Source organism: Photobacterium sp. GB-72 (assembly GCF_003026095.1).
Lineage (GTDB): Bacteria > Pseudomonadota > Gammaproteobacteria > Enterobacterales > Vibrionaceae > Photobacterium.
In genome coordinates, this window is sequence record NZ_PYNV01000007.1 from 84,847 (window position 1) to 110,568 (window position 25,722).

Sequence of the window (25,722 nt, forward strand, 5' to 3'; positions counted from 1 at the left end):
TTAACATTTGCAATAAACCCTAGCGCACCACATAACAATACAGTCGCGCTGTTGTGGTAAACATAGATTTAAAGCTCATATTATTGATAAGTAAATAAAGAGGAAAATTACAGGAGAGATGTCGAAAATGAATAATTTCAAAAAAGTGGGTTACGAGACATGACTCCGAGCCTAGCAGCACGGAATATACTATTTAATACCGTTACCTAAGCTAATTTTCCAGCTTCATACTCGGGGGATGGTCGGTATTGTTCATTAAAATCTCCAAGAAGAATGTATCGCTTGCTGCGACGCCAGTATCTTACGTTAATAAATCTGAACAGCAACTGATTAAACTAATGATATAAAATTTCAATGAGTTATATGTGATTATGTATTTAACAATAAAAAAAGCCGAACGTTAACGTTCGGCTTTTTATTTCGTAGTGAGTAATACTTATTTAATACGTGCGTGAAGCTCTTGAATTGAAGACACTGTATTGCGGTCATCCGCAGTATGCGCCATACATGTTGCAAATCCCGCATTTAGAGTTGTAGTGTAGTTAACTTTTTCAGCTAGCGCACCACGACGAAGTACTTTTGAATCTTCAATCGCTTGACGACCCGATGCAGTATTTACAATGTAGGTGTATTCATTATTCTTGATACGGTCAAGAATATGAGGACGACCTTCATGAACTTTGTTCACTAGACGTGGGTTAATACCCGCTTCACCAAGAATAACTGCTGTACCGTGTGTTGCATCTAATTGGTAGCCAAGCTTAATTAGCTTAGAAGCTAAATCAACCACACGTTGCTTATCACCTTCACGAACAGATAATAGCGCACGACCACCTTCAGGGTATTCTTTACCACAACCTAATTCAGCTTTAGCGAATGCTTCTGCAAACGTATTACCGATACCCATAACTTCACCTGTTGAGCGCATTTCAGGGCCTAACAGTGGATCAACACCTGGGAACTTGTTAAACGGTAGGACGACTTCTTTCACTGAATAATACGGTGGAATAATTTCCTTGGTAAAACCTTGTGATTCAAGTGATTGACCAGCCATTACACGCGCTGCAATTTTCGCCAGCGGTGCACCTGTCGCTTTAGATACGAACGGTACGGTACGTGCAGCACGAGGGTTAACCTCGATAAGGTACACTTCGTTATCTTTTACGGCGAACTGGGTATTCATTAATCCACGAACACCTAATTCAAACGCTAGGTTCTTCACCTGCTCACGCATCACATCTTGGATTTCTTGACTTAGGGTATAAGCAGGCAGTGAACATGCAGAATCACCTGAGTGAACACCCGCTTGCTCGATATGCTCCATGATACCGCCAATCACCACTTGCTCACCGTCGCAAATTGCATCAACGTCTACTTCCACCGCATCATCTAAGAAACGATCGAGTAGTACAGGTGATTCATTTGAAACACTTACCGCTTCATTGAAGTAGCGACGTAGATCTTGCTCGTCGTAAACAATTTCCATTGCTCGACCGCCAAGTACATACGATGGACGTACCACTAATGGGTAACCAATGTCACGCGACTTCTCAATCGCTTGCTCCATCGTTGTTACCGTTGCATTTTCTGGTTGCAGTAAACCTAAACGGTCAACGGCTTGTTGGAAACGCTCACGATCTTCTGCGCGGTCAATCGCATCTGGACTTGTACCGATAATTGGCACACCTGCCGCTTCTAGTGCACGAGCGAGTTTCAGTGGTGTTTGACCGCCATACTGAACAATCACACCTTTTGGCTTTTCAACACGTGCGATAGCCAGTACATCTTCAAGTGTTACAGGTTCGAAGTACAGACGATCTGATGTGTCATAGTCAGTTGATACAGTCTCTGGGTTACAGTTAACCATGATAGTTTCATAACCATCTTCACGTAGCGCCAGTGATGCATGAACACAACAGTAGTCAAACTCGATACCTTGACCGATACGGTTTGGACCACCGCCCAGTACCATGATTTTGTCTTTGTCCGTTGGATTTGCTTCACACTCTTCATCGTATGATGAGTACATGTAAGCAGTATCTGATGAGAATTCAGCGGCACACGTATCTACACGCTTGTAGACAGGATGAATGTCAAACTGATCACGTAGTTTACGAATTTCGCCTTCGCTAACACCCAATAATTTAGCAAGACGTGCATCTGCAAAACCTTTGCGCTTAAGCTTACGTAATACGTCAGCATTAAGACCTGCAAAACCGCCAGCTTTCACTTGCTCTTCAAGTTTGATGATTTCTTCAATTTGAACCAAGAACCAACGGTCAATGTTAGTTAGATTGAAGATACCGTCAACCGACATACCCGCACGGAAAGCATCACCGATGTACCAAATACGCTCAGCACCTGCTTCTTTCAGTTCATGTCGGATCTTGCTCATCGCATTTGGATCATCAAGATCAACCATTTCATCAAAGCCGTTCGCGCCAACTTCTAGGCCACGTAGTGCTTTATGTAATGATTCTTGTTGGTTACGGCCAATCGCCATAACCTCACCTACCGACTTCATTTGTGTCGTTAAGCGATCGTTAGCGCCAGCAAATTTCTCGAAGTTAAAGCGAGGAATTTTCGTTACTACGTAATCAATAGTTGGTTCAAATGATGCCGGTGTTGCGCCGCCTGTGATGTCATTCATCAGTTCATCAAGGGTGAAACCAATCGCCAGTTTTGCCGCGATTTTTGCAATCGGGAAACCTGTTGCTTTTGATGCTAATGCCGATGAACGAGATACACGTGGGTTCATCTCGATGATAACCATACGGCCATCTTTCGGGTTAATACCAAACTGGACGTTTGAACCACCGGTTTCAACACCAATTTCGCGCAGTACTGCAAGCGATGCATTACGCATTAATTGGTATTCTTTATCTGTTAGTGTTTGCGCAGGTGCGACTGTGATTGAGTCACCGGTGTGAATACCCATTGGGTCGAAGTTTTCAATTGCACACACAATGATACAGTTGTCGTTCTTATCACGAACCACTTCCATCTCATATTCTTTCCAACCAATCAGTGATTCATCAATCAATAATTCATTGGTTGGTGATAGGTCGATACCGCGCGAACAAATTTCTTCAAATTCTTCTTTGTTGTATGCAATACCGCCACCTGTACCACCCATAGTAAATGACGGGCGAATAATACAAGGGAAGCCAACCATTTCGAGAACTTTGTAAGCTTCTTCCATCGTTGTTGCAGTATCAGCACGAGGACACTCAAGGCCGATGGCTTTCATTGCTTTGTCAAAACGAGAACGGTTTTCAGCTTTATCAATTGCATCCGCTGTTGCACCGATCATTTCAACATTGAATTCTTCTAATACGCCATATTTTTCAAGATCTAACGCACAGTTAAGTGCGGTTTGACCACCCATGGTTGGTAGTACCGCATCAGGGCGCTCTTTAGCAATGATATTACGTACCACTTCCCAGTGAATTGGCTCTATGTAAGTTGCATCAGCCATTTCAGGATCAGTCATGATAGTCGCAGGGTTAGAGTTTACCAGAATAACGCGGTAACCCTCTTCACGAAGTGCTTTACAAGCTTGTGCACCAGAGTAATCGAACTCACAGGCCTGACCGATAACGATCGGTCCAGCACCTAGAATTAGTACACTTTTTATATCAGTACGTTTTGGCATTTCTTACTACTCCCGGCTTAGGCGCTGTGTTTCTTAATTAATTCGATAAAGTGATCAAATAATGGTGCTGCATCATGTGGACCAGGGCTCGCTTCTGGGTGGCCTTGGAAACTGAATGCAGGCTTGTCGGTACGATGAATACCTTGTAGCGAGCCATCAAACAGGGATTTGTGTGTCGCACGTAAATTTTCAGGTAACGTTGCTTCGTCAGCAGCAAAACCGTGGTTCTGGCTGGTGATCATCACAACATCACGATCTAAATCTTTAACAGGGTGGTTAGCACCATGGTGGCCAAACTTCATTTTTACTGTTTTTGCACCACTTGCTAAGGCAAGAATTTGGTGACCTAAACAAATACCAAAGATTGGAATATTTTTATCGAGGAATGTTTTGGTTGCTTCAATCGCGTAAGTACATGGCTCTGGGTCACCAGGACCATTTGATAAGAATACGCCATCTGGATTTAACGCAAGCACGTCTTCTGCTGACGTTTGTGCAGGCACAACTGTTAAGCGACAACCACGGTCAACCAACATACGTAAAATATTACGTTTAGCACCAAAATCATAAGCGACTACATGGTAAGGCAGTTCTTTATCTTCTTGTGCTTCTGGTAAACCATTCTCTAATGTCCAAGAACCTTGCTTCCAGCTGTAAGTTTCGCTTGTTGTCACTTCTTTCGCTAAATCCATGCCTTTCAGACCAGGAAACGCTTTCGCTTGTTCAAGTGCAAAACCTTCATCGATATTGTTACCTGCAACGATACAACCGTTCTGCGCACCTTTTTCACGAAGAATACGGGTTAGCTTGCGAGTATCGATATCAGCGATACCAACGATGTTTTGTGATTTTAGATAGTCAGAAAGAGATTGTTCAGAGCGGAAGTTTGAAGCGATAAGAGGAAGATCACGAATAACCAAACCTTGTGCATGAATTGCCGTGGATTCTTCGTCTTCGGTATTAGTACCGGTATTGCCAATGTGGGGATAAGTAAGGGTAACGATCTGTTGTGAGTAGGAAGGGTCAGTGAGAATTTCCTGATACCCCGTCATCGAAGTATTAAAAACGACTTCACCAACGGCCGAACCATCTGCTCCAATGGACACGCCGCGGAACACAGTCCCATCTTCAAGGACTAATAGCGCAGATTTGCTCAAGACAACCTCCAATTAAATAAAAATGCAATTAAAACAGATAAACTTGCAATTACCCATTCCTTTTCATATCAAAAACCACGTCTTACTGATTTTTGACAAATTGCGCAAATTCTATTGATCTGTTAGCAATCTGTCAACATAAGAGCAGAAATAAATTCAACAAATAACTATCTCAACACAATTAAGTATCCAAAATGCTAAAATAACATGTTTAGTCGTATTTTTTAGTATCAACATCAAATCAAATGAGAACGCAACCGTTTGCAATCAAAACCAAACCATTAACAAATACAAACACCCATCAAAAAAGCCAAAAATGATAACTAAGCAAACACAAATAACCATCTAACAAAAAAAACACGACCAACCATCTATTTTACACAGTAAATAAACCCAGCTCAGTGCGATATTTAACCACCTCAAAAATATACTGATATAACACGAATAAATTCATCTCTATTTGTATTTACAATATTTATTCTCACTTTATTCAGATATAAAAAAACCTGCTTATTAGCAGGTTTTTGTCTCGATTATAATGAATCAAGCCCTAAGACATCTTCCATAGTATAAAAACCAGGCGATTTATCATTGAGCCATACCGCCGCTCTCACCGCACCATTGGCAAATGTCATTCTGTCTGTCGCTTTATGAGTGATCTCCACACGCTCACCGATATCTGCAAACATGGCGGTGTGTTCACCTACTATGTCACCAGCACGAATCGTAGCAAAACCAATCTCATCACGAGTACGCTCACCCGTGATCCCCTCTCGAGCATAAACTGCAACATCACTTAATTTATTGCCCATCGCGCCCGCAATCGCTTCTCCCATCCCAATTGCTGTTCCTGATGGTGCATCCACTTTATGACGATGGTGCGCTTCGATAATTTCAATATCGCAGTAATCGCCCATCACTTTGGCAGCTTTTTCTAACAATTTGAAAACCAGATTAACCCCTACACTATAGTTAGGCGCCATCACGATAGAAATATCACGAGCAGCAAGATCAATTAACTCTCGCTCTTGCTCTGTAAAGCCGGTTGTACCAATTACAATTTTTTTATTATGTTGCTGACAAAACTCAATATTCGCCAATGTTGCGACAGGTGCAGTAAAGTCAATTAACACATCAAAATCATCAAGAGCCTGGTTAAGATCATCAACAATGATCACATTGGCAACACCCGTTCCTGCTAACTCACCAGCATCAGCACCTACTAATGTAGAACCTGCACGCTCAGTCGCGGCACCTAATTCTGCTTTTTCTGATAGTTGTGTTGCTTTTAATAGCTGACGCCCCATTCGGCCAGCAGCTCCGGCTATCGCAATTCTTACCATTGCGTGCTTCTCCCTTGATGAATATATAATTATCTCAATACTGTAGCGGTTTTACAGACGATAAAAAAGCCCCAGCTTTCACTGAGGCTTATTCTGTACAAATCAATATGCTATTAGATATTCTTTACTTGTAACTCTTTAGGTACTTCAAAGAACATGTTTTCTTCACGACCTGAAAGCTCTTCCACTTCAGAGCCTGTTAACTTTTTGATCTGCTCGATAATTTGATTAACGAGTTCTTCTGGCGCTGAAGCCCCCGCAGTCACTCCAACCTTGGTTTTATTTTCAAACCAGCTAGCTTGTATATCTTCAACACAATCGGTTAAATAACCCGGTGTTCCAAGCTTTTCAGCTAACTCACGTAAACGGTTAGAGTTGGAAGAATTTTTTGAGCCAACCACAATCATTACATCAACCATTTCAGCCATTTCACGCACAGCATCTTGGCGGTTCTGAGTCGCGTAACAAATATCATCTTTACGTGGCCCTTGGATTTTTGGAAACACTTGGCGCAAGCGATCAATGACATCTGCCGTTTCATCCACAGATAATGTCGTCTGGCTAACATAGTGAAGATTAGTTGGATCTTTAACGATGGAGGTCAGCTTATCGACATCCTCCGGTTTTTCAACAAGGTACATACCACCATCTTGATTAGCATATTGCCCCATTGTACCTTCGACTTCGGGATGTCCTGCGTGTCCAATCAGCACCACTTCCATCGCTTTTCGACTAGCACGAGCCACTTCCATATGTACCTTTGTCACCAATGGACACGTTGCATCAAACACGGTTAATTGACGTTGCTTAGATTCATTACGCACCGCTTGAGAGACACCGTGAGCTGAAAATATAACGATATTGTCATCAGGCACTTCGCTAAGCTCTTCAACAAAAATCGCCCCTCGCTGCTTTAGCCCTTCAACAACAAAACGGTTATGTACGACTTCGTGGCGAACATAAATAGGCGGTTGGTACATTTCCAACGCACGCTCGACAATGCTGATCGCACGATCAACACCAGCACAAAAACCTCGTGGATTTGCGAGTAAGATTTTCATCAACAATTGCTCTTAACTTTCAATGGAGACAACCTCCACCTCAAAGGTGACAGCTTGCCCTGCAAGTGGATGATTGAAATCAACAGTAACAGAGTCACCCACAACGGCTGTAATTATTCCGGGAATATCATGTCCATCGGGACCTGCAAAGGCGATAATGTTGCCCACTTCAGCAGGAGCATCAGCACCAAATTTAGCTAAATCAAGATGGTGGATATTATCGGGGTTAGGTAAACCAAATGCATCTTCTGGCGATAGTTCAAATGTACCTTTTTCACCAATAGTTAACCCTAATAAACACTTTTCAAAATTGTCAGTTAAACTGCCATCTCCCATGCGAAACATTGCAGGTTTACCTGCGGCATAAGTAGATTCAGCAACCGATCCATCATCAAGTTTAATGGCAAAATGCATCAGCACTTCGCTGTTATCTTTAATCACCGACATAGCACATCCTTTTGTATGATCGCTTATTGATCTAACAACAAGTCGCTCATTTTATTTTAATGTTCCCATTTAACAATAAACCATCGTGCGTATCAACGGACAGGCACTAAGGTTTTACATTTGTACCACTTGATTTGTTAAATCAAGAATAAGACGTCAATATGCACAGATAAAAAAACGCAGCTCATAAAATGAACTGCGTTTAATATTGACGTGTTATTAATACCAGTTAAAGGTAACTAATTACGACTTAGCTTGCTTGTCTGATTTAAAACCATCAAGTATCAACAAAGCCGCACCGACACATATTGCACTATCAGCAATATTAAATGCAGGCCAATGGTAGCTACCATAGTAAAGGTCTAGAAAATCAACCACAAAACCATGATAGATACGATCAAATAAGTTACCTAATGCGCCACCAATAATTAATGCATAAGCAATATTAGCGATTTTATTTGTCGCAGGTGTACGACGCATCCAGTACATTAATAAGCCACAAACACCAAAGGCAATAGCTGCAAATAACCAACGCTGCCAACCACTTGCGTCACTTAAAAAACTAAACGCTGCACCGGTATTGTGCACATAAAGTAAATTAAAAAACGGCAGTACTTCGATCCGGTTTGGCCAGCCATAGCCCATCGTGTCCATCACTAACAGTTTGGTACCATTATCGATGATAAATACCAGAACCGCTAACCATAGCCAACGGATGCCAGATTGTTTAACTGTTAGCGATTGCTTCAGTGCTGTACTTGTCATTATGCAAACTTTCTCTTTTCGCCTTCGCCATCGATGTTAGTTGCACAGCGACCACAAATTTCTTCATGACCTGCAATTGTGCCAACATCAGCAACATGGTGCCAACAACGCTCACACTTCGCTGCTTCAGATGCTTTAACCGTTACGAATAAACCTTCAATATCGGTTTCTTGCGCATTTTCAGGCTTACTATCAGCAACAACAACTTGAGCTTTAGATGTTAATAGAACAAAACGTAGTTCGTCTTCTAACTTATTCAGCTTCTCAGCCAATTTAGCATTAGCAGAAAGAATAACCTCAGCCTGTAGTGAGCCACCGATCACTTTTTCACTACGCGCCGTTTCAAGTAACTTGTTCACCGCGCCACGAACTTGTTGGATTTCAGCCCAGAATTCATTGCTTAGCTCTTCGTTATCAGCAAGACCAAATAGACCATCGAACCACTCACCAGTAAACACGAACTTGTCACGCTGACCTGGCATTTCGTTCCAAATTTCATCTGCTGTGAATGACATGATAGGTGCCATCCAACGAACTAATGCCTCTACAATGTAGTAAAGCGCAGTCTGACAGCTACGTTGAGCATGGCTTCCACGTTTTGCTGTGTATTGACGATCTTTGATTACATCTAAGTAGAATGAACCCATCTCAATAGAACAGAACTGCATTAAGCGTTGTGTTACTGCGTGTAGGTTGTAATCTTCGTAATCTTTGATAATTTCTTCTTGAGCTGCCATTGCACGGCCAACAGCCCAACGATCAAGAGCTACCATTTCTTCAGCTGGAACACAGTCAGTTTCAGGGTTGAAACCGCTTAAATTAGCTAAGAAGAAACGTGCCGTGTTACGAATACGACGGTAAGCATCGGCAGAGCGCTTTAAGATCTCATCAGATACAGCCACTTCGCCAGTGTAATCAGTCGAAGCAACCCATAGACGTAAAATATCAGCACCAAGCTTATTCGTGACATCTTTTGGTGCAACGACATTACCGATAGATTTAGACATCTTACGGCCTTGACCATCAACCACGAAGCCGTGAGTTAACACTTGCTTGTACGGTGCTTTATCTTTCATCGCTACCGATGAAATCAATGAAGACTGGAACCAACCGCGGTGTTGGTCTGAACCTTCAAGGTAAAGATCCGCTGAATGACCATTAAATTCTGGACGGCTATCAACCACTGAGAAATGCGTAACACCTGAGTCAAACCATACATCTAGTGTATCGAGTACTTTTTCGTAATTTGCGGCATCTTCTGCGCTCATTACATCAGTCAGTTCTAGATCCCACCAAGCTTGAATGCCTTTTTGCTCAACAAGCTGTGCTACTTTTTCAATTAGCTCAGAGGTTTGAGGGTGAAGTTCTTGCGTTTCTTTATGGATGAATAGTGCAATTGGCACGCCCCACGTACGCTGGCGCGAGATACACCACTCAGGACGACCTTCGATCATACCTTCAATACGGCTTTGACCCCACTCAGGCATCCATTGAACATTTTTGATTTCGCCCAATGCTTTCGTTCGTAGACCTGCTTTGTCCATAGAAATGAACCATTGCGGCGTAGCACGGAAGATAATTGGCGTTTTATGACGCCAGCAGTGTGGGTAGCTGTGTGTGATTTTTGAGAAATTCAATAGTGAGCCGTGCTCACGTAGTACTTCAACAACAGCTTCATTTGCTTTAAATACGTGTTGACCAGCAAAGATCTCAGTATCTGGTAGGTAAACACCATTACTGCCCACAGGGTTTGCAATTTCAAGATTGTATTTTTGACCTACCACGAAGTCTTCTTGACCGTGACCAGGAGCGGTATGTACACAACCTGTACCTGATTCAGTCGTTACGTGATCACCTAAAATTACTGGCACATCAAAGCTGTAGAATGGGTGGTTAAAGCGAAGTAGCTCAAGCTCTTCACCTTTACAGAAACCCAGGATTTCTGATTCTTCAAAACCAACACGACCCATTACATCTTTTACAAGCTCTGCCGCTACGATTAAACGTTGCGGCTGAGGATGTGCTTCTGTAACTGGTGTTTGTACTAATGCGTACTCAAGATCAGCACTTACAGCTACTGCGCGGTTAGCAGGCATTGTCCAAGGCGTTGTTGTCCAAATAACAATCGATACATCGCCTTGACCTTGATCAGCCACACAACCAAATTTAGCTAATACAGCCGCTTCATCTACCGCTTTAAATTTCACATCGATAGATAGCGATACTTTATCTTGGTATTCAACTTCAGCTTCAGCCAGTGCTGAACCACAGTCAGTACACCAGTGAACAGGTTTAAAACCCTTCAACAAGTGATCGTTATCTGCAATTTTACCTAATGCACGAATAATGTTGGCTTCGGTATCGAAGTCCATTGTGCGGTAAGGCTTGTCCCATTCACCTAGTACACCTAAACGAATGAAACTTTCTTTTTGACCATTAACTTGACCTGCAGCATATTCACGACACTTTTCACGGAATTCAGCTGCTGTCACTTTTTGACCCGGCTTACCCACTTTTTTCTCTACCATCAATTCGATAGGTAGACCGTGACAGTCCCAACCAGGGATATACGGTGAGTCAAAACCAGACAGAGTCTTTGACTTAATAATAATGTCTTTAAGAATCTTGTTTAGTGCGTGACCAATGTGAATATCACCGTTAGCGTATGGAGGGCCATCGTGTAATACGAAAGATTTTTTACCTTTCTTTGCTTTACGGATTTCACCGTAAAGATCTTCATCATACCAACGCTTAAGCATTGCAGGCTCACGCTGAGCTAGGTTGCCTCGCATCGGAAACCCTGTTTCAGGCAGGTTCAGGGTATCTTTATAGTCGCTCATTGATTCTAGATTCCGTTACTTGGGCGAAGTTGGACATTATTACGCTCAGACAGCCACACCCGTGCTGTTTGAGCATCTCGCTCGATTTGGCGTTTAAGCGCATCGAAGGATTCAAATTTCTTTTCGTCACGCAATTTATGGCGTAACACGACTTCTAGCTGATGTCCGTAGAGATCAGCATTAAAATCAAATAAGTGTACTTCAAGTTGTTGGCGTACACCTTTTACGGTTGGTCGATGACCAACATTAGCCACCCCCATCACAGGGCGACTATCTGCACCATACACTTCAACAGCATAAACACCAGCTACCGGCGCTACACGTCGCTTTAAAGGTATATTGGCGGTAGGGAAATTAATAGTTCGACCGAGCTTGCGTCCGTGTGAGACACGTCCGCGAATACTGTAAGGCCGACCAAGCATCATCTCCGCTTGTTCAAGTTCGTTATTTGCCAGTGCTTGACGAATGGCAGTGCTGCTTACACGCTGCTCCGAAACACAAAAGCTTTGGGTACTTACCACCTCAAAGCCATGTTTTAGACCAGCGGCAACTAACATATCAAAACTGCCACTACGACCTTGTCCAAAGCGAAAATCATCGCCAATAACAAGAAACTTAACACCCAATTGCTTAACCAACAAGCACTCAACGAAATCTTCAGCACTCATGGTAGCAAAATGATGATTAAAATTTACGCACAATAAACGATCGATACCGACCTTTTTTAGCTGTAAATATTTATCTCTAAAACGGGTTAAGCGTGCTGGCGCTTTATCTCCTGCGAACAATTCTAACGGCTGAGGCTCAAATGTCATTACCGTTGCGGAAAGTTGCATCGCATGGGCTTTAGCTACCACTTGACGTAGCAATGCTTGATGCCCTAAATGAACACCATCAAAGTTGCCGATAGTCAACACACAGCCATGATGCTGGGGTTGAATATTATGTATACCTCGAATTAATTCCATGTGCTCTGTTACTTACCACTCATCAATGTTTACACGCAAAAAGATGCAACCAATTAAAATCCGCCTTTAAGCTAATAACTCCGCCGCTATTGCTGCGAAAAATGTTCTCTTTCTACAATAAAGCTGGCGGATTATATACTACTCAACGCTTTCAATCAGCTATCTGTACGCAGATGTCGTGGGCGAATGCCTAAAATCATCGCAATTATTAGATAAACACCAATGCCTATTGCAATTAAACCAAACAACCAGCCGACACGTTCGAGCAAATGAAAACCCAACCACTGTTCAATTGTAGGGCTTAACCATAACAAGCTTGCCACCATTAAAACACCAGCCACAGCAAGTCGCAGAACAAAAAATAACGTTTGACGGCTAATGCGATAAATATTGCCAACATGCAGCCCACGGTATAGTAATGCAGCATTTAAAAATGCCGATAATACACTAGCGATAGATAAACCAACATAACCATAAAATGGTGCAAATATACCGTTAAACACCATATTGCTCACCATCGCAATAATGCCAATTTTCACCGGTGTTTTTGTATCTTGTCGTGCGTAATAACCTGGCGCGAAGATTTTTATTAGCATGTAATTTAATAAACCGGCAGATACAACCCATAGCGATGCTGCGGTTTGGTTTACATCATAAACGCTAAATTCCCCACGCATAAACATTACCATCAACATTGGTTTAGCCAGTGTGACCATCCCCAGCATGGCTGGAATACCAAGCAGTAGCACCATTCTTACGCCCCAGTCCATTGTCTGAGCAAATTGTTCTGGCGATTTATCAACGTGTTTACGTGAAAGCGCGGGTAATATTACCGTCGCTATTGCAATACCAAATAAACCCAGAGGAAATTCTAATAAACGATCAGAGTAATACAACCAACTGATTGAGCCCGTCATTAAGAAACTAGCAATGAAGGTATCAAGCAATAAGTTAATTTGGGTAACAGAAACACCAAACAGCGCTGGCAACATCAGTTTGCGAATTTTTGTCACACCCGGATCATTCCAACCCCATTTAGGGCGAACTAAATATCCTTCGCGATACAAAAATGGCAATTGGAAGCTAAACTGCACTAAGCCACCAACGAAAACACCGATAGCTAAACCAATCTCTGGTTGAGCCAGATGTGGAGAAACAAACCACGCACAACCAATAATAGAGATGTTTAAAAAAACAGGGGTAAATGACGATATCGCAAATTTACCTAACGTATTTAATATCGCGCCAGATAATGCAACAAAAGTAATAAACCACAAATACGGGAAAGTAATTTTTAGCAGTAAACTCGCTAGTTCAAATTTTTCCGCATCAGCCCCGCCATGTAGCCAATCCCAGAACCAACCAAATCCGAATAACGCCGTCACAGCGCCGGAGCCTAACACCCCAAACAATGTCACTATCGTTACAATGCCGCCTAGCGTTCCTGCCGCTTTTGCAATCAACTCTCGTGTTCGATCAACATCGCCTGCCGCATGATATTCAGTCAATACAGGTACAAATGCTTGCGAAAAAGCCCCTTCGGCAAAAAGGCGACGTAAAAAGTTGGGAATTTTATTTGCAAAGAAAAAAACATCGGCCGCAGCCCCTGCTCCCATAAGGTTAGCAACCACCACATCTCGGACTAAACCGAGTACGCGAGAGACCAAAGTCATGGCGCTAACTATCATTCCAGAGCGTAAAAGACGCTTACTCACAAAAAAACCTCATAAAAGATGACTCAGAAAGGTGACTTCTGATTCCAAATACTGGTAAAATCTGCCGCCATATTAACCGTGTTAATCCGCAAGTGCCAACTTGATTGGTCTGGCGGTTATTCGCACAAATCATTTGACAATTACAAAGAACCAAGGCATAGTCCTCGGCCTTAAATTGTCACCGTACCAAGATTTGGGAGTTACACCCTTGGCAAATATCAAATCTGCTAAGAAACGTGCACTAACTTCAGAAAAACGTCGCCAGCACAACGCTAGCCGTCGTTCTATGATGCGCACTTTCTTCAAGAAAGTAATTATCGCTATTGAAGCTGGTAATAAAGAAGCTGCAACACAAGCTTTCGCTGAAATGCAACCTGTTATGGATCGCATGGCTACTAAAGGCCTGATCCACAAAAACAAAGCTGCACGTCATAAAGCTCGTCTAGCTGCTAAAATCAAAGCTCTTTAATTTTTAATTTTTGAGTTTAGATTTAAAAAAACCGACCTCGAGTCGGTTTTTTTATACCTGAAATTTATATTCCTCTGACTCTCAGCTGCTATTTTTGTGGCACACTGTCTTCTCATTCTTATCTTCATTAAGAGCAAAACATGAAAAAAACGTTGTTACGAGGTTTGCTCAACGTCCTACCTTTAGTCTTGAGCATATGGCTATTTTGGTCATTATTTGAGTCATTAGACAAAGTCGGTAACTTTTTATTTGGTTTATTCCATATAACTGAGTTATTCAAAGGCGCAGGATTTTTATTGATCCTGACTTTATTATTTATTGCTGGTCTTCTTTTCTCTGTTAGCCCTATTGCTTGGCTGTATGATTTCATTATTCGACAATTAATGCGTTTTCCGTTCTTTAAAACGGTATACAGCAGCATCAATGACATTGCCTCACTCATCAGCAGCGATAATAAAAATAAAGGGCAGCAGACGGTTTTAGTGCATCAAGCCAATGATAGTTATGTAATCGGCTTTATTATGTCTGACGACATGCCAGAACCGCTCGCTAATGCGCTCCCTGAGGGGGATTGGGTTCCTGTATTATTCCCACTAAGCTATCAAATTGCTGGAGTGACAACCTTGGTTAAGCGTGAAGACTTGACACTTGTTGATTGGTCCTTCGAAGAAGCGATGCGCTACAATCTAACAGCGGGGATCTCTACACCCAAAGGAAAAAATGATAAAAACACCAAAGAAGAAACAGACACGCTTTCTGATAGCTGATAAATAAGCCCCTCATAAGCGCGCTATCCATCAGCCTGCAACTTTAGTAGCCTCATCAATGGGTATGAGGCTACTTAAACAAATAACCGACTAAAATCCGCCTCACAGATACGCGTGACCGATGGATGCATAATCATCCGTTCCGCAAAAATCACATAATACTCTTCTGAAATATCACTCACTCGTTTAACCTCATGCACTTGGCACGATTCCTTTAACTCATCAGCATAATTAGAGGGAGCAATAAACATAGATTGTTGATAAGATGAAAACGCTTTCATCAGAGCTGAATCATCAAATTCACCTAAAATATTAGGTGTGATCCCTTGTTGATCAAACCATTGGTGCAGTTTTCTCCCCATCGCAGAGCGGCGGCTTGGCACTAACAATTTATAATCTTCAATACATGCGGGAAACGTCGATTCTGATAGTTTATCTGAGCAGAAAAAGCTCATTCCAGACTCCCCTAATTTCTTGCTGTATAAACCAGGACTTTGGGTTGAATCTACGGGGCAATCAGAAAGGATCATATCGAGCTTATGCTGGGATAATTGTTCTAACAACATCTCATGGGTTGATTCAAAACAGCTAAAATGAATTCGCTGATCATCAGGCATGCCTTCTAATAACACTTGGCTAACTAACCGTTTAGACAACGCATCAGCAACACCCACTTCAAAAAGCTGATTATCTCGCTGGGTATAGTTGATCCGATCCAGCATTTGATAACTTAAATCAAACATTTTATCGGCATACTTAAACACCATTTGTCCTAATTCAGTTGGTTCAATCTGGCGTCCTACACGTTTAGTTAATCGCCCTTTTAAACGATCTTCTAAAGCACGGATCTGCCCTGTTACCGTTTGTGGCGCTAGAAATAAAGCATCCGCAGCTTTGGTCACTGAGCCCTGTTTACACACCATCCAAAAATAATATAAGTGATTATAATTTAAGTGAGACATACCCTTACCAACTCATAAAAAAACCCCAACGACAAAGCTTACGCAGTGCCACTGGGGTCTTCAATCTTTATCTTATTATTTCTAATAAACGCGTAATAGAAACCTATTAACTCGCAGGTTGACGATTAAATCGTTCAAGATTGCGATATAGCTCACCGCTTCGCTGCTCAAGTGCTCGATCTTGGAAAGATGATTTAGAGGTGATTACTTTTTTTACCTCTTCTTTCCCATCATTTAAACCTTGCAAATAAGCCTGACAAACCTCAGTTCTATCAGCCGTTGTACATTGTTGATAGTTCATAGCTGCAACACTTGAGGTTGCGAAAGTTGAAAACAGTATAGCTAATAGGTATTTATACATATTACGCCTCTACTTTTTGTGCTTCCTTTGGAAGAGAGCGACTCAGTAACACGTAACCCACAACTGCCGCTACTGTTGAGCCTAACAATATTCCTAATCGTGAGTAAGTTGCAAAACTTTCACCTGCCCCAACAAATGCTAATGATGAGATGAAAATCGACATCGTAAAGCCGATACCACACAGTACCGATACCGCAAAAATATGCTTAAAGTTAATATCATCAGGTAATTTCGCAAAACCACATTTCACAGCGATAATACATGCAGTAAAGATACCTAATGGTTTACCAATAAACAGACCTGCTGCGATACCTGCAGGTAACATTGCTGACAAACTTTCTAAAGACACGCCATCTAATGAGATCCCTGCATTAGCGAAAGCAAAGATAGGCAGAATCAAGAAAGCAACATACGGGTGTAGTACATGCTCTAAATGCTTCAATGGTGAGTGTTTATCTGAACGACCATCTTTGCCCGTTAGTGGAATAGTAAAACCAAGGATAACACCAGCTAACGTAGCGTGAACGCCTGATTGCAATACACTGAACCACAAAATAGCACCGACAATTAAGTACCAAGAAAGCTTAGTAACATTCTTCGCATTCATGATGAACAAGGTCGCAGTAGCAACAAAAGCAACCGCAAGAGCAACCGTTGATAGATCAGAGCTATAGAACAGCGCGATAATGATAATCACCCCTAAATCATCAATAATCGCAAGTGCAAGCAAGAATACTTTCAAGCTTACCGGTACACGATTACCCAGTAGTGCCATCACACCTAATGCAAATGCGATATCTGTCGCAGCAGGGATTGCCCAACCTTTAATAGCCATTGGATCATTATAGTTAAACGCAACATAAATTAATGCAGGTGCAACCATACCGCCCACTGCCGCAATAGCAGGGAAAATCGCTTTCTCTTTAGTATTTAGTGCTCCTTCAATTAGCTCACGCTTTACTTCTAAGCCAATAAGCAAAAAGAAAACAGCCATTAAACCATCATTGATCCAATGAGAAACAGATAAGCCAGCAACATAACTGTGCAATGTATCGGTATACACTGATGCTAGCGGTGAATTAGCAATGATCATCGCAATAAGCGCAGCAATAATCAGCACAATTCCACCAGCTGATTCTAATTTAAGAAACTTACGAATAGCATCGGTCATCGACCGTCACTCCTATAAAACAATATGAATTAATCAATTAAATGCAGTGTAAACGTCATTATCAGCACTTGTGAAATCGTTTGTTTAGATACAATAACTCGGAAATACCGAATAATTAGAGCTATAACAATATAATAACCGTGCTGTATTAACGAACCTTTGACATTAGCGCGCATTTCCCTGTCATGTGCTTCCCTATTAAATATAGGCAAACTGTCATAATTGACCGATTTTTACGACTTATCGTAAAAAAAGACAACCTTTCGATATACCATATAAAAAAAAAACTTAAATTTCCTTTTTCACCAAAAGCCTCTTAATAATCTATATATAACAGATAGTTAATTATATAAAAACAAAAATAAAATAGTGCCAGTTAATCGCTTGCCATCACAAAAAAGCGACAAATTATGTTTGTGACAATCAGTGTAATATTTCTGAAATAAAAGCCATCTACTATCCACACAGATTTCAACCAAATGACACCAAAACGACATACTATTGTCATGGAGAAATGATTATGACAACCCAAGCCACTACTGCTGTATCTAAGTTCAGCTCTATGCGTTGGGTCCGCTGGGCCAACCTAGCGTTCATGCTTTATCTTTTACTTGTTGCTGTATCCATGATCAGCAGCGGTTTTAAATGGTCTGTTGGCGAACAAGCTAAAACCTTATTCGAATTTGCCTCTCACCCTGTAGCAGGACTCATGATTGGCTTAATCGCAACAGCATTAATTCAGTCATCAAGTACGGTAACGTCAATCATTGTTGGTCTTGTTGCCGGTGGTTTGCCTGTTGAAACAGCAATCCCAATGGTAATGGGTGCAAATATTGGTACTACACTAACTAATACGTTAGTGAGCTTAGGACATGCGCGTTGTAAGGATGAATTCCGTCGTGCTTTTGCCAGTGCAACCGTCCATGATTTCTTCAACCTACTAGCTGTAGCAATTTTCTTGCCACTAGAGATGATGTTTGGTCTGCTAGATAAAATGTCTAGTTGGTTAGTGTCTCCATTCTTAAATGCTGGCGATATGAGCATGAAGGGAATGGACTTTATGAAGCCATTAACTAAACCTGCAGTAGAGCTAGTAAAAGGTCCTCTAGAAGCATTTGGTTCTATGGGTGGTGTCGCGCTTAGTTTCATTGGTATCGCATTAATCTTCTTCGCGATTACGGTTATGGGTAAGCTAATGCGTAGCCTAATGGTTGGTCGTGCTCGTGATATTCTAAAAAGTGCAATTGGTCGAGGCCCACTGCATGGTATTGCGTCAGGTACAGCAGTAACGATTTTAGTGCAATCGTCATCAACAACAACAAGTTTGATGGTACCGCTAGTAGGTACAGGTGTACTAAAAGTACGTGATGTATACCCATTCACGCTTGGTGCAAACATCGGTACATGTATTACTGCACTATTAGCAGCAACAGCAGTATCAGGTGATAACGCAGTATTTGCATTACAGATTGCACTGGTACACTTATGTTTCAATGTAATGGCAACAGTACTGATTTACGGTGTTCCATTCTTACGTGAAATTCCGTTAAAGTGCGCATTCTTCTTAAGTGACTTAGCAACCAAAAACAAAGTAGCTGTCGCAGGTTACCTTGTCTTAATATTCATTGCTATCCCAGGTACAATTTTAGCATTAACCGCTTAATTAATACTGCGCAACAAAAAAGCCCAGCTTATGCTGGGCTTTTTATTTATTTCTTATCACTTTGATTATATTTACTTTTTCATATATGTTTTTATGAGTTCAAACAGAGAATGGGTATTGAATCGGATCGTGATGCTCATAACCCACCACGTCAAAATCATCTAGCGTTACCCATGTTTCTAAATCTTCTAATGATTTGATCTTCGGGTTGATTTTAAGTTGTGGTGAAGAAAATGGAGTACGCTTTAATTGCACATCACGCATAAGCTCTAGTTGATCTTCGTAGATATGTGCGTTGATAATTTTGTGGTAAGCCTGACCCGCTTTATTACCTGTTATTTGCGCCATTAACGCTAGCAAGGTAAACACTTGTACTTGGTTGAAGTTTAACCCTAGCGGTACATCACATGAGCGTTGATAGCTCGTTAAATATAACGTATCACCCAGTAGTGAAAATGTATGTGTATGCATACAAGGACGCAGACACCCCATATCAAACTCACCTGGGTTATAAAACGTTAATATTTCACCGCGATTATCAATACCTTTGGTTAAATCATCGACAATCATCTTTAATTGATCAATTGGCGTACCGTCTGATTTTTGCCAACGACGACCTTGAACACCATAAACACGCCCCATGTCATCTTCACCTTTACGATGAGGATTGTTCAGCCATGCTTGGTTATCATTGGCATTAGCATTCCAAGTGTTACAACCAATCGCACGAAATTGCGCGGCATTATCATAGCCACGTAAGTAGCCGAGAAGCTCTGCAATTGCTGCTTTCCAGAAACTTTTACGAGTAGTGATCAACGGAAACTGATTATTAGCAACATCATAAGTCAGATCAGCATTGATAACCGTTAAACAACGCTTACCTGTACGTTCATTTTCAATCCATACACCGTCATCAACAATGCGTTGGCATAAGGCTAAATATTGTTTCATAGTCCTACTCGTAAATTGAATACGCCCAGCAAAAGCTAGGCGCGAAAATTAGTAATCGTTATTCTATCAGAAGCCTGTTGGCCTTACTGTTAACTTAAAAACATTTTTATACTGATCAATAACAATAACACCGCAAATAGCTTTTTCAGTGTCGGGGTCGGTAGTCGACTCACTAACGCCGCGCCGTAACGAGTTGCGATCATCGATGTTGCAGCAATACCGAATAGAGCTGGTAGATATACATAACCTGCACTAAACGCTGGTAACGCTTCACTGCCAACACCTGCGTAAATAAAGCCAATCATTCCAGAAACAGCAATTAAGAAACCAACGAGCGAAGAGGTACCGATGGCACGTCGCATCTCAATACCATAATAACTTAAATACGGTACTGTTAATGATCCTCCACCAATGCCAGCAAGACTTGAGATCAAACCAATGATGCCACCACTTGCTATACATGCGAGTGAGTTTGGCAGAGGCTTCTTGTTTATCACTTTCATTGAGAGCAACATCTGAATTGCTAAGCATAATACGATGACAGCAAAAATTTTAGGTAAGTAATGTGAAGGGATGATCTCAGCAACAACACTCCCTCCCAATCCACCAACAATGATCCCTGGCGCTAATATTTTCACCACTGAAAAATCAATATTTCCAAGCTTAAAGTGATTACGGGCTGAGGCCATTGACGTCATAACAATACTGGCAAGTGAGGTCGCTAACGCAATATGCATCACAAGATGCGATGCAATGCCGGCTTTCGGTAATAACCAAACTAGAGCAGGTACAACCAATAAGCCTCCGCCAATGCCTAATAAACCAGCCAATAATCCGACGACAGATCCCAATAGCAAACACATGCTAAATAGCCAAAGTGTTGTTTCATACATAATACGTAACCAATATAAAAGAGTGTTCTACTTACCTGCGCGGATAAACCCACCTAAACCATGCTGCTCGACAAATAACGTTGTTCTCTCTCTTACTTCACAAGATAAATGTACCGCGAGAACATCATCCGCCAATTGCGTCATATCAAGTGCTGACACATGACGTAATATATATTTTATTTTGGCTACATTACGGGTATTCATACTCAATGATCGATACCCCATTCCGACTAATAAAATTGCACCTATCGGATCTCCTGCTAATTCACCACAAACGCAAACTGGAATTTGGTACCGCTCTGCACTATCGATAATATGTTTTAACGCATTTAAAACAGCAGGATGAAGCGCATCATAAACACTGGCGACCCGAGAGTTATTACGATCCACGGCAAGCAAATATTGAGTTAAATCATTACTACCCACTGAAATAAAATCAACTTTATCGGCTAACGCATGGAGTTGATAAAGCATTGACGGTACTTCAATCATGATACCTAAGCGAGGTTTTCTTAATTCACCATCATATTGCGCTGACACTTCCTGATAGGCGCGCTCAATTAATATTTTGGCTTCATCAAGCTCAGCTATCCCTGAGATCATAGGGAGCAAAATGTCCATATTATTCAAGCCAATACTGGCACGTAACATCGCTCTAACTTGAATTAAAAAAATCTCGGGATGATCTAAGGTAAAACGGATCCCACGCCAACCCAAAAAGGGATTGTCTTCTTCTATCGTTAAATACGGTAACGGCTTATCGCCTCCAATATCGAGCGTTCGCATCACAACGGTTTGCTCGGGATAAGTCTGCAAAATAGAACGATATTGATTAATTTGTTCATCCTCTGAAGGGAAGCTACGTTGCAGTAAAAAAGGCACTTCAGTGCGATATAAGCCGACCCCGTCGACCCCTTTATTAATCGCAATACTGGTATCGGCACTTAAACCCGCATTTAAGTGCACCATGATCCGTTGATTATCTTTGGTATAGGCTTCTTTATCCTGATCACCTTCAACGGTTTTGGCTAGTTCATGCTCTTCCCGCAATAAACGACGATACTCAATTAATACATGACGATTAGGGTTAACAAGAAAGTCACCACGATAACCATCAACAATAACTAAATTGTTATGTACCATATGAGGAACAAAGTCGACCCCCATAATAGCAGGGATACCGAGTGCTCTAGACAAAATAGCAGCATGTGAGTTAGCGGCACCTTCTTGAGCAACAACCGCAGCTAACTTTCCTAAAGGGACTGTTGCAAGCATTGCTGCGGTTAACTCTCGAGTTAATAGCACCACAGGTTCATCCCACTGCAACTCATCGACTTCTTCATCACGTAAAAAGAACAATAAGCGCTGGCCTAACTCGCGAATATCTTGTGCACGCTCTTTAAGGTATTGATCTTTCATATTCGCAAAACGAGCGGAATAAGATTCGACCACTTGACGCACAGCCCATTCAGCCTGATCACCACAAGCAACCCGGGCTTTCAGATCTTTGCGCAGCATAGGATCATTGAGTAAATGACTGAATAAATCAAAAATGGCGAGGGTTTCTTTTTGCAGTTCACTATCAAAACGTTTGCGTAAACGTCGAAACTCTGTACTGGCCGCTTCTATCGCAATAGCTAAACGTTCTTGCTCAAAATTCACATCAAGGCAAGACGTGGGAGCAACATGCTCTAATAGCGGTTGGGTATCGTCCCACCATGCTTTAGCAACAGCAACACCAGCAGAAGCCGCAGATCCAGTAAGGTGTAATTTATTCCCTTGCTCAAACCACATTCCTTGTGCTTTCGCGTGAGCCAAAATACCTGATAATTGAGCGGCAAGGGTAACTAAGAAAGATTCTTCACTTTCATTAAATTCCCGCTTTTCTCGTTGCTGTATAACAAGAACACCAAGAACTTGGCGCTGATGAATGATAGGAGTCCCAAAAAAAGATCGAAAGGATTCTTCTCCGATCCCCGGGAGATGTTTGAAATGGGGGTGTACACGAGCATCAGCAACATTAACAAGCTCAGCACTACGCCCTACAAGGCCAACTAGACCTTGATTAAAGCGTAAACTTACACGCCGCTGCGATTTATGCAGCCCTTGCGTTGCCATCAATGTATAAAGCTGACGCTCATGATTAGCAATATAGACCGAACAACAGTCTGTTTTCATGACCTGACAAGTGCTCATCACTAATTGATCTAGCGCTTCAATCAAGGTCTGGGCGCTGACAACCTTGTCAACTATATCTCTAAGCTGTGTCAGCATAACGAGCCTTATTATCCTTCTATATTGCCAATAACCTCTATATTACTGTATTACCTTATTTACTTTTTATTATTACGCTTGAATTTTCGCTCTTTCCATTCTTTAAAAGGCATGGCTACAGGTGCAAATTCTTTCAGTGCGCGACGGTAAACATCACGCTTAAACGAAACGACCTGTCGGACTGGATACCAATAACTTACCCATCGCCACCCATCAAATTCAGGAGTAGCACCTCGCTGCATATTGACCTTGGACTCATCGCACTCCAAGCTCAACAAAAACCATTTCTGTTTCTGCCCGATACAAACAGGTTTCGAATCCCACCGCACTAAACGTTTAGGTAATTTATAACGTAGCCAATGACGGCTTGACGCAATTATCCTGACATCTTTTTTGGTTAATCCTACTTCTTCGTACAATTCACGGAACATGGCTTGCTCTGGTGTTTCACCATCATCAATACCACCTTGCGGAAACTGCCAAGAATGTTGTCCATATCGTCGAGCCCAAAATACCTGGCCATGGCTATTGCAGATAACGATCCCTACATTAGGGCGGTATCCATCGCCATCAATCACTGGACGACCTCAAGTATAAATATCTATTAATAGTGATTTTTTCATAGTAGACGTGATCGGTAAACAAAGATTCGATCAGATCGTGATATTTTCCTAACTAAACCTCAAATTAGGGATAACTCCTCTCTCTACTAGAGGTTATAAACATCTAAATGAGACATTCCCCACATTTATTCACTCTTTCTGTGGATAGATTTGTGCAGAAGATAAAAAAACCTCGGTTTTATATGTCATTATCATTTGATAAATAGCAATGAAACGTCAAAAGATAAAACGAAAAACACATAAAAATCAAAATATTAAAATCAATAAAGATACATAATAAATTTTAAAAAATAGAATATTCACATCTCAAAAAAACGATCGGTTAAAGATCAATCAATTCTGACTTTATCCACACCATACAATAAAAATGATCGAACACAAGATAATCAAGATGAATAAAACACCAACTTAAGCCTGTCTATTTAAACAGTTAGCATCAAAATAAATATTTAATAAAAATAATCTGTGGATATCTTTTAAAATGATCCTTTTCTCTAGATTTATCCATTCAAACAGGAAAAAGCTATGTTATGATCTTGACTCTTCTTATTTTAGATCATGATCATCGCGTAGCACTATGCCAAAGCCTGAGCAACCATCCCCCCCTCTCACTGAACACGAACTCCTCTATCGAGCCCAACAACTAGCAGGGTTAACGCTTGGAGAACTAGCCGATCTTGCTGGCATTATTCCACCTGCAGATCTAAAAAGAGATAAAGGATGGGTTGGGCAGCTGTTGGAGTGGCATTTAGGTGCAACAGCGGGAAGTAAGCCCGTTCCTGACTTTATCGATCTTGGGATTGAACTTAAAACGATCCCTATTGGCTATAATGGCAAACCATTAGAAACCACATTTGTCTGTGTCGCCCCTTTAATTGGAGTACAAGGATTACGATGGGAAACCAGTCATATTCGTCATAAGCTCTCACGGGTATTATGGATCCCTGTCGAAGGTGAACGTGATATTCCCTTAGCAGAACGCCATGTTGGATCACCGTTAATATGGAGTCCATCGATAGACGAAGATGCGCAGTTAAAACAAGACTGGGAAGAGTTAATGGATATGATCGTACTCGGCCAAGTCGAACACATCACAGCACGCCATGGCGAGGTACTGCAATTACGACCCAAAGCGGCAAATAGCAAAGTACTCACAGAAGCTTACGGCGCAAATGGACAGCCTATCAAAACCTTACCTCGTGGTTTTTATTTAAAAACACACTTCACGGCAGAAATTTTAGCTCGATACTTTATTTAAGCTATGTGCTGCGTTAAACCGCGGGACTAAAAATGCAACACCATATCTTCTTCACAAGCAGGCGTGAGCCCTTCCGGTAAGAATTCATCATAGGGATCAGTTAAACGTAACGTCATATTACTGATCCCAATAGATTTCAATAATACCTGCGCCTGCTCAATCGTCTTAAAATGCAGTAAGTTATCTTGCTCATCTTTAAGTGGCTGTAACTGATGCTTATATTCAATTTCCATCAGATAATCAGAATATCCCGCATAACAGGTTAATACACAATGTGGGATCTTATTCGGTGATGCTTTAAGCCACGGCTTTAATTGAGATAGCTTCATTGTTTATCTACACTAAAAAAATAAAAGATCTAACATTAACTATGTGTCAG

Annotated in this window: 21 protein-coding genes; 4 read left to right on the forward strand and 17 right to left on the reverse strand. The window is 41.5% G+C overall.

The features are described from left to right. Positions 1-436: 436 nt before the first annotated feature. The 9 genes from carB to murJ form a co-directional block, all read right to left on the reverse strand. Positions 437-3,655 carry a carbamoyl-phosphate synthase large subunit gene (carB, locus tag C9J40_RS10080; protein WP_107207273.1) on the reverse strand — a complete coding sequence of 1,073 codons (3,219 nt, stop codon included), beginning with the start codon at positions 3,653-3,655 and terminating at the stop codon, positions 437-439. A gap of 17 nt (positions 3,656-3,672) precedes the next feature. Next, complete coding sequence (carA, locus tag C9J40_RS10085) at positions 3,673-4,812, reverse strand: glutamine-hydrolyzing carbamoyl-phosphate synthase small subunit (RefSeq protein ID WP_006646195.1); 1,140 nt, start codon at positions 4,810-4,812, stop codon at positions 3,673-3,675. A 533-nt stretch (positions 4,813-5,345) separates the two neighbouring features. After that, positions 5,346-6,155 (reverse strand): 4-hydroxy-tetrahydrodipicolinate reductase, encoded by an 810-nt coding sequence (gene dapB / locus C9J40_RS10090; RefSeq protein WP_107207272.1) that lies wholly within the window; start codon positions 6,153-6,155, stop codon positions 5,346-5,348. A gap of 113 nt (positions 6,156-6,268) precedes the next feature. Next, positions 6,269-7,216, reverse strand: a complete 948-nt coding sequence (gene ispH / locus C9J40_RS10095) for a 4-hydroxy-3-methylbut-2-enyl diphosphate reductase (protein ID WP_107207271.1) — start codon at positions 7,214-7,216, stop codon at positions 6,269-6,271. A 12-nt stretch (positions 7,217-7,228) separates the two neighbouring features. Next, entirely contained in the window at positions 7,229-7,663 is a 435-nt protein-coding gene (gene fkpB, locus C9J40_RS10100; RefSeq protein ID WP_045083744.1) for an FKBP-type peptidyl-prolyl cis-trans isomerase, read from the reverse strand. Between the two features lie 243 nt (positions 7,664-7,906). Beyond that, entirely contained in the window at positions 7,907-8,428 is a 522-nt protein-coding gene (lspA, locus tag C9J40_RS10105) for a signal peptidase II (RefSeq protein WP_107207270.1), read from the reverse strand. Further along, positions 8,428-11,268 (reverse strand): isoleucine--tRNA ligase, encoded by a 2,841-nt coding sequence (gene ileS / locus C9J40_RS10110; protein WP_107207269.1) that lies wholly within the window; start codon positions 11,266-11,268, stop codon positions 8,428-8,430. Before ileS ends, lspA begins: the two co-directional genes overlap by 1 nt. A gap of 5 nt (positions 11,269-11,273) precedes the next feature. Beyond that, positions 11,274-12,236, reverse strand: a complete 963-nt coding sequence (gene ribF / locus C9J40_RS10115) for a bifunctional riboflavin kinase/FAD synthetase (protein WP_105059524.1) — start codon at positions 12,234-12,236, stop codon at positions 11,274-11,276. Between the two features lie 155 nt (positions 12,237-12,391). Beyond that, entirely contained in the window at positions 12,392-13,951 is a 1,560-nt protein-coding gene (murJ, locus tag C9J40_RS10120) for a murein biosynthesis integral membrane protein MurJ (protein ID WP_107207268.1), read from the reverse strand. Between the two features lie 208 nt (positions 13,952-14,159). Between murJ and rpsT the strand changes: the two genes are divergently transcribed. Together rpsT and C9J40_RS10130 are read left to right on the forward strand one after the other, a co-directional pair. After that, on the forward strand, positions 14,160-14,420 hold the full coding sequence (gene rpsT, locus C9J40_RS10125) for a 30S ribosomal protein S20 (protein ID WP_087845855.1): 261 nt from the start codon (positions 14,160-14,162) through the stop codon (positions 14,418-14,420). A 140-nt stretch (positions 14,421-14,560) separates the two neighbouring features. Further along, positions 14,561-15,187, forward strand: a complete 627-nt coding sequence (locus C9J40_RS10130; RefSeq protein ID WP_107207267.1) for a DUF502 domain-containing protein — start codon at positions 14,561-14,563, stop codon at positions 15,185-15,187. A gap of 74 nt (positions 15,188-15,261) precedes the next feature. On the opposite strand, the gene nhaR is transcribed toward C9J40_RS10130, so the two are convergent. The 3 genes from nhaR to nhaA all read right to left on the reverse strand — a co-directional run bounded on the left by nhaR (position 15,262) and on the right by nhaA (position 17,681). Next, on the reverse strand, positions 15,262-16,149 hold the full coding sequence (nhaR, locus tag C9J40_RS10135; RefSeq protein ID WP_107207266.1) for a transcriptional activator NhaR: 888 nt from the start codon (positions 16,147-16,149) through the stop codon (positions 15,262-15,264). A 106-nt stretch (positions 16,150-16,255) separates the two neighbouring features. Next, positions 16,256-16,510, reverse strand: a complete 255-nt coding sequence (locus tag C9J40_RS10140; RefSeq protein ID WP_107207265.1) for a hypothetical protein — start codon at positions 16,508-16,510, stop codon at positions 16,256-16,258. 1 nt (position 16,511) lies between these two features. Further along, positions 16,512-17,681: a Na+/H+ antiporter NhaA gene (gene nhaA / locus C9J40_RS10145; protein WP_107207264.1), complete on the reverse strand. Its 1,170-nt coding sequence runs from the start codon at positions 17,679-17,681 to the stop codon at positions 16,512-16,514. Positions 17,682-18,201: 520 nt separating this feature from the next. Here nhaA and C9J40_RS10150 point away from each other — a divergent pair. Beyond that, on the forward strand, positions 18,202-19,344 hold the full coding sequence (locus C9J40_RS10150; RefSeq protein WP_107207263.1) for a Na/Pi symporter: 1,143 nt from the start codon (positions 18,202-18,204) through the stop codon (positions 19,342-19,344). A 99-nt stretch (positions 19,345-19,443) separates the two neighbouring features. Here the strand turns inward: C9J40_RS10150 and C9J40_RS10155 are convergent, their stop codons facing one another. The 4 genes from C9J40_RS10155 to rppH all read right to left on the reverse strand — a co-directional run bounded on the left by C9J40_RS10155 (position 19,444) and on the right by rppH (position 24,040). Continuing rightward, complete coding sequence (locus C9J40_RS10155) at positions 19,444-20,295, reverse strand: thymidylate synthase (protein WP_107207262.1); 852 nt, start codon at positions 20,293-20,295, stop codon at positions 19,444-19,446. Between the two features lie 89 nt (positions 20,296-20,384). Then, positions 20,385-21,188 carry a sulfite exporter TauE/SafE family protein gene (locus C9J40_RS10160; RefSeq protein ID WP_107207261.1) on the reverse strand — a complete coding sequence of 268 codons (804 nt, stop codon included), beginning with the start codon at positions 21,186-21,188 and terminating at the stop codon, positions 20,385-20,387. Between the two features lie 27 nt (positions 21,189-21,215). After that, positions 21,216-23,462, reverse strand: coding sequence for a phosphoenolpyruvate--protein phosphotransferase (ptsP, locus tag C9J40_RS10165; RefSeq protein ID WP_107207260.1), 2,247 nt, complete (start codon positions 23,460-23,462; stop codon positions 21,216-21,218). A 59-nt stretch (positions 23,463-23,521) separates the two neighbouring features. After that, a complete protein-coding gene (gene rppH, locus C9J40_RS10170; protein ID WP_005369648.1) occupies positions 23,522-24,040 on the reverse strand; it encodes an RNA pyrophosphohydrolase in 519 nt (172 codons plus the stop codon). A gap of 622 nt (positions 24,041-24,662) precedes the next feature. On the opposite strand from rppH, the gene mutH reads away from it, so the two are divergent. After that, on the forward strand, positions 24,663-25,343 hold the full coding sequence (gene mutH, locus C9J40_RS10175) for a DNA mismatch repair endonuclease MutH (protein WP_107207259.1): 681 nt from the start codon (positions 24,663-24,665) through the stop codon (positions 25,341-25,343). Between the two features lie 26 nt (positions 25,344-25,369). Here the strand turns inward: mutH and C9J40_RS10180 are convergent, their stop codons facing one another. Further along, positions 25,370-25,672: a DUF6482 family protein gene (locus C9J40_RS10180; RefSeq protein ID WP_107246727.1), complete on the reverse strand. Its 303-nt coding sequence runs from the start codon at positions 25,670-25,672 to the stop codon at positions 25,370-25,372. Positions 25,673-25,722: the final 50 nt, after the last annotated feature.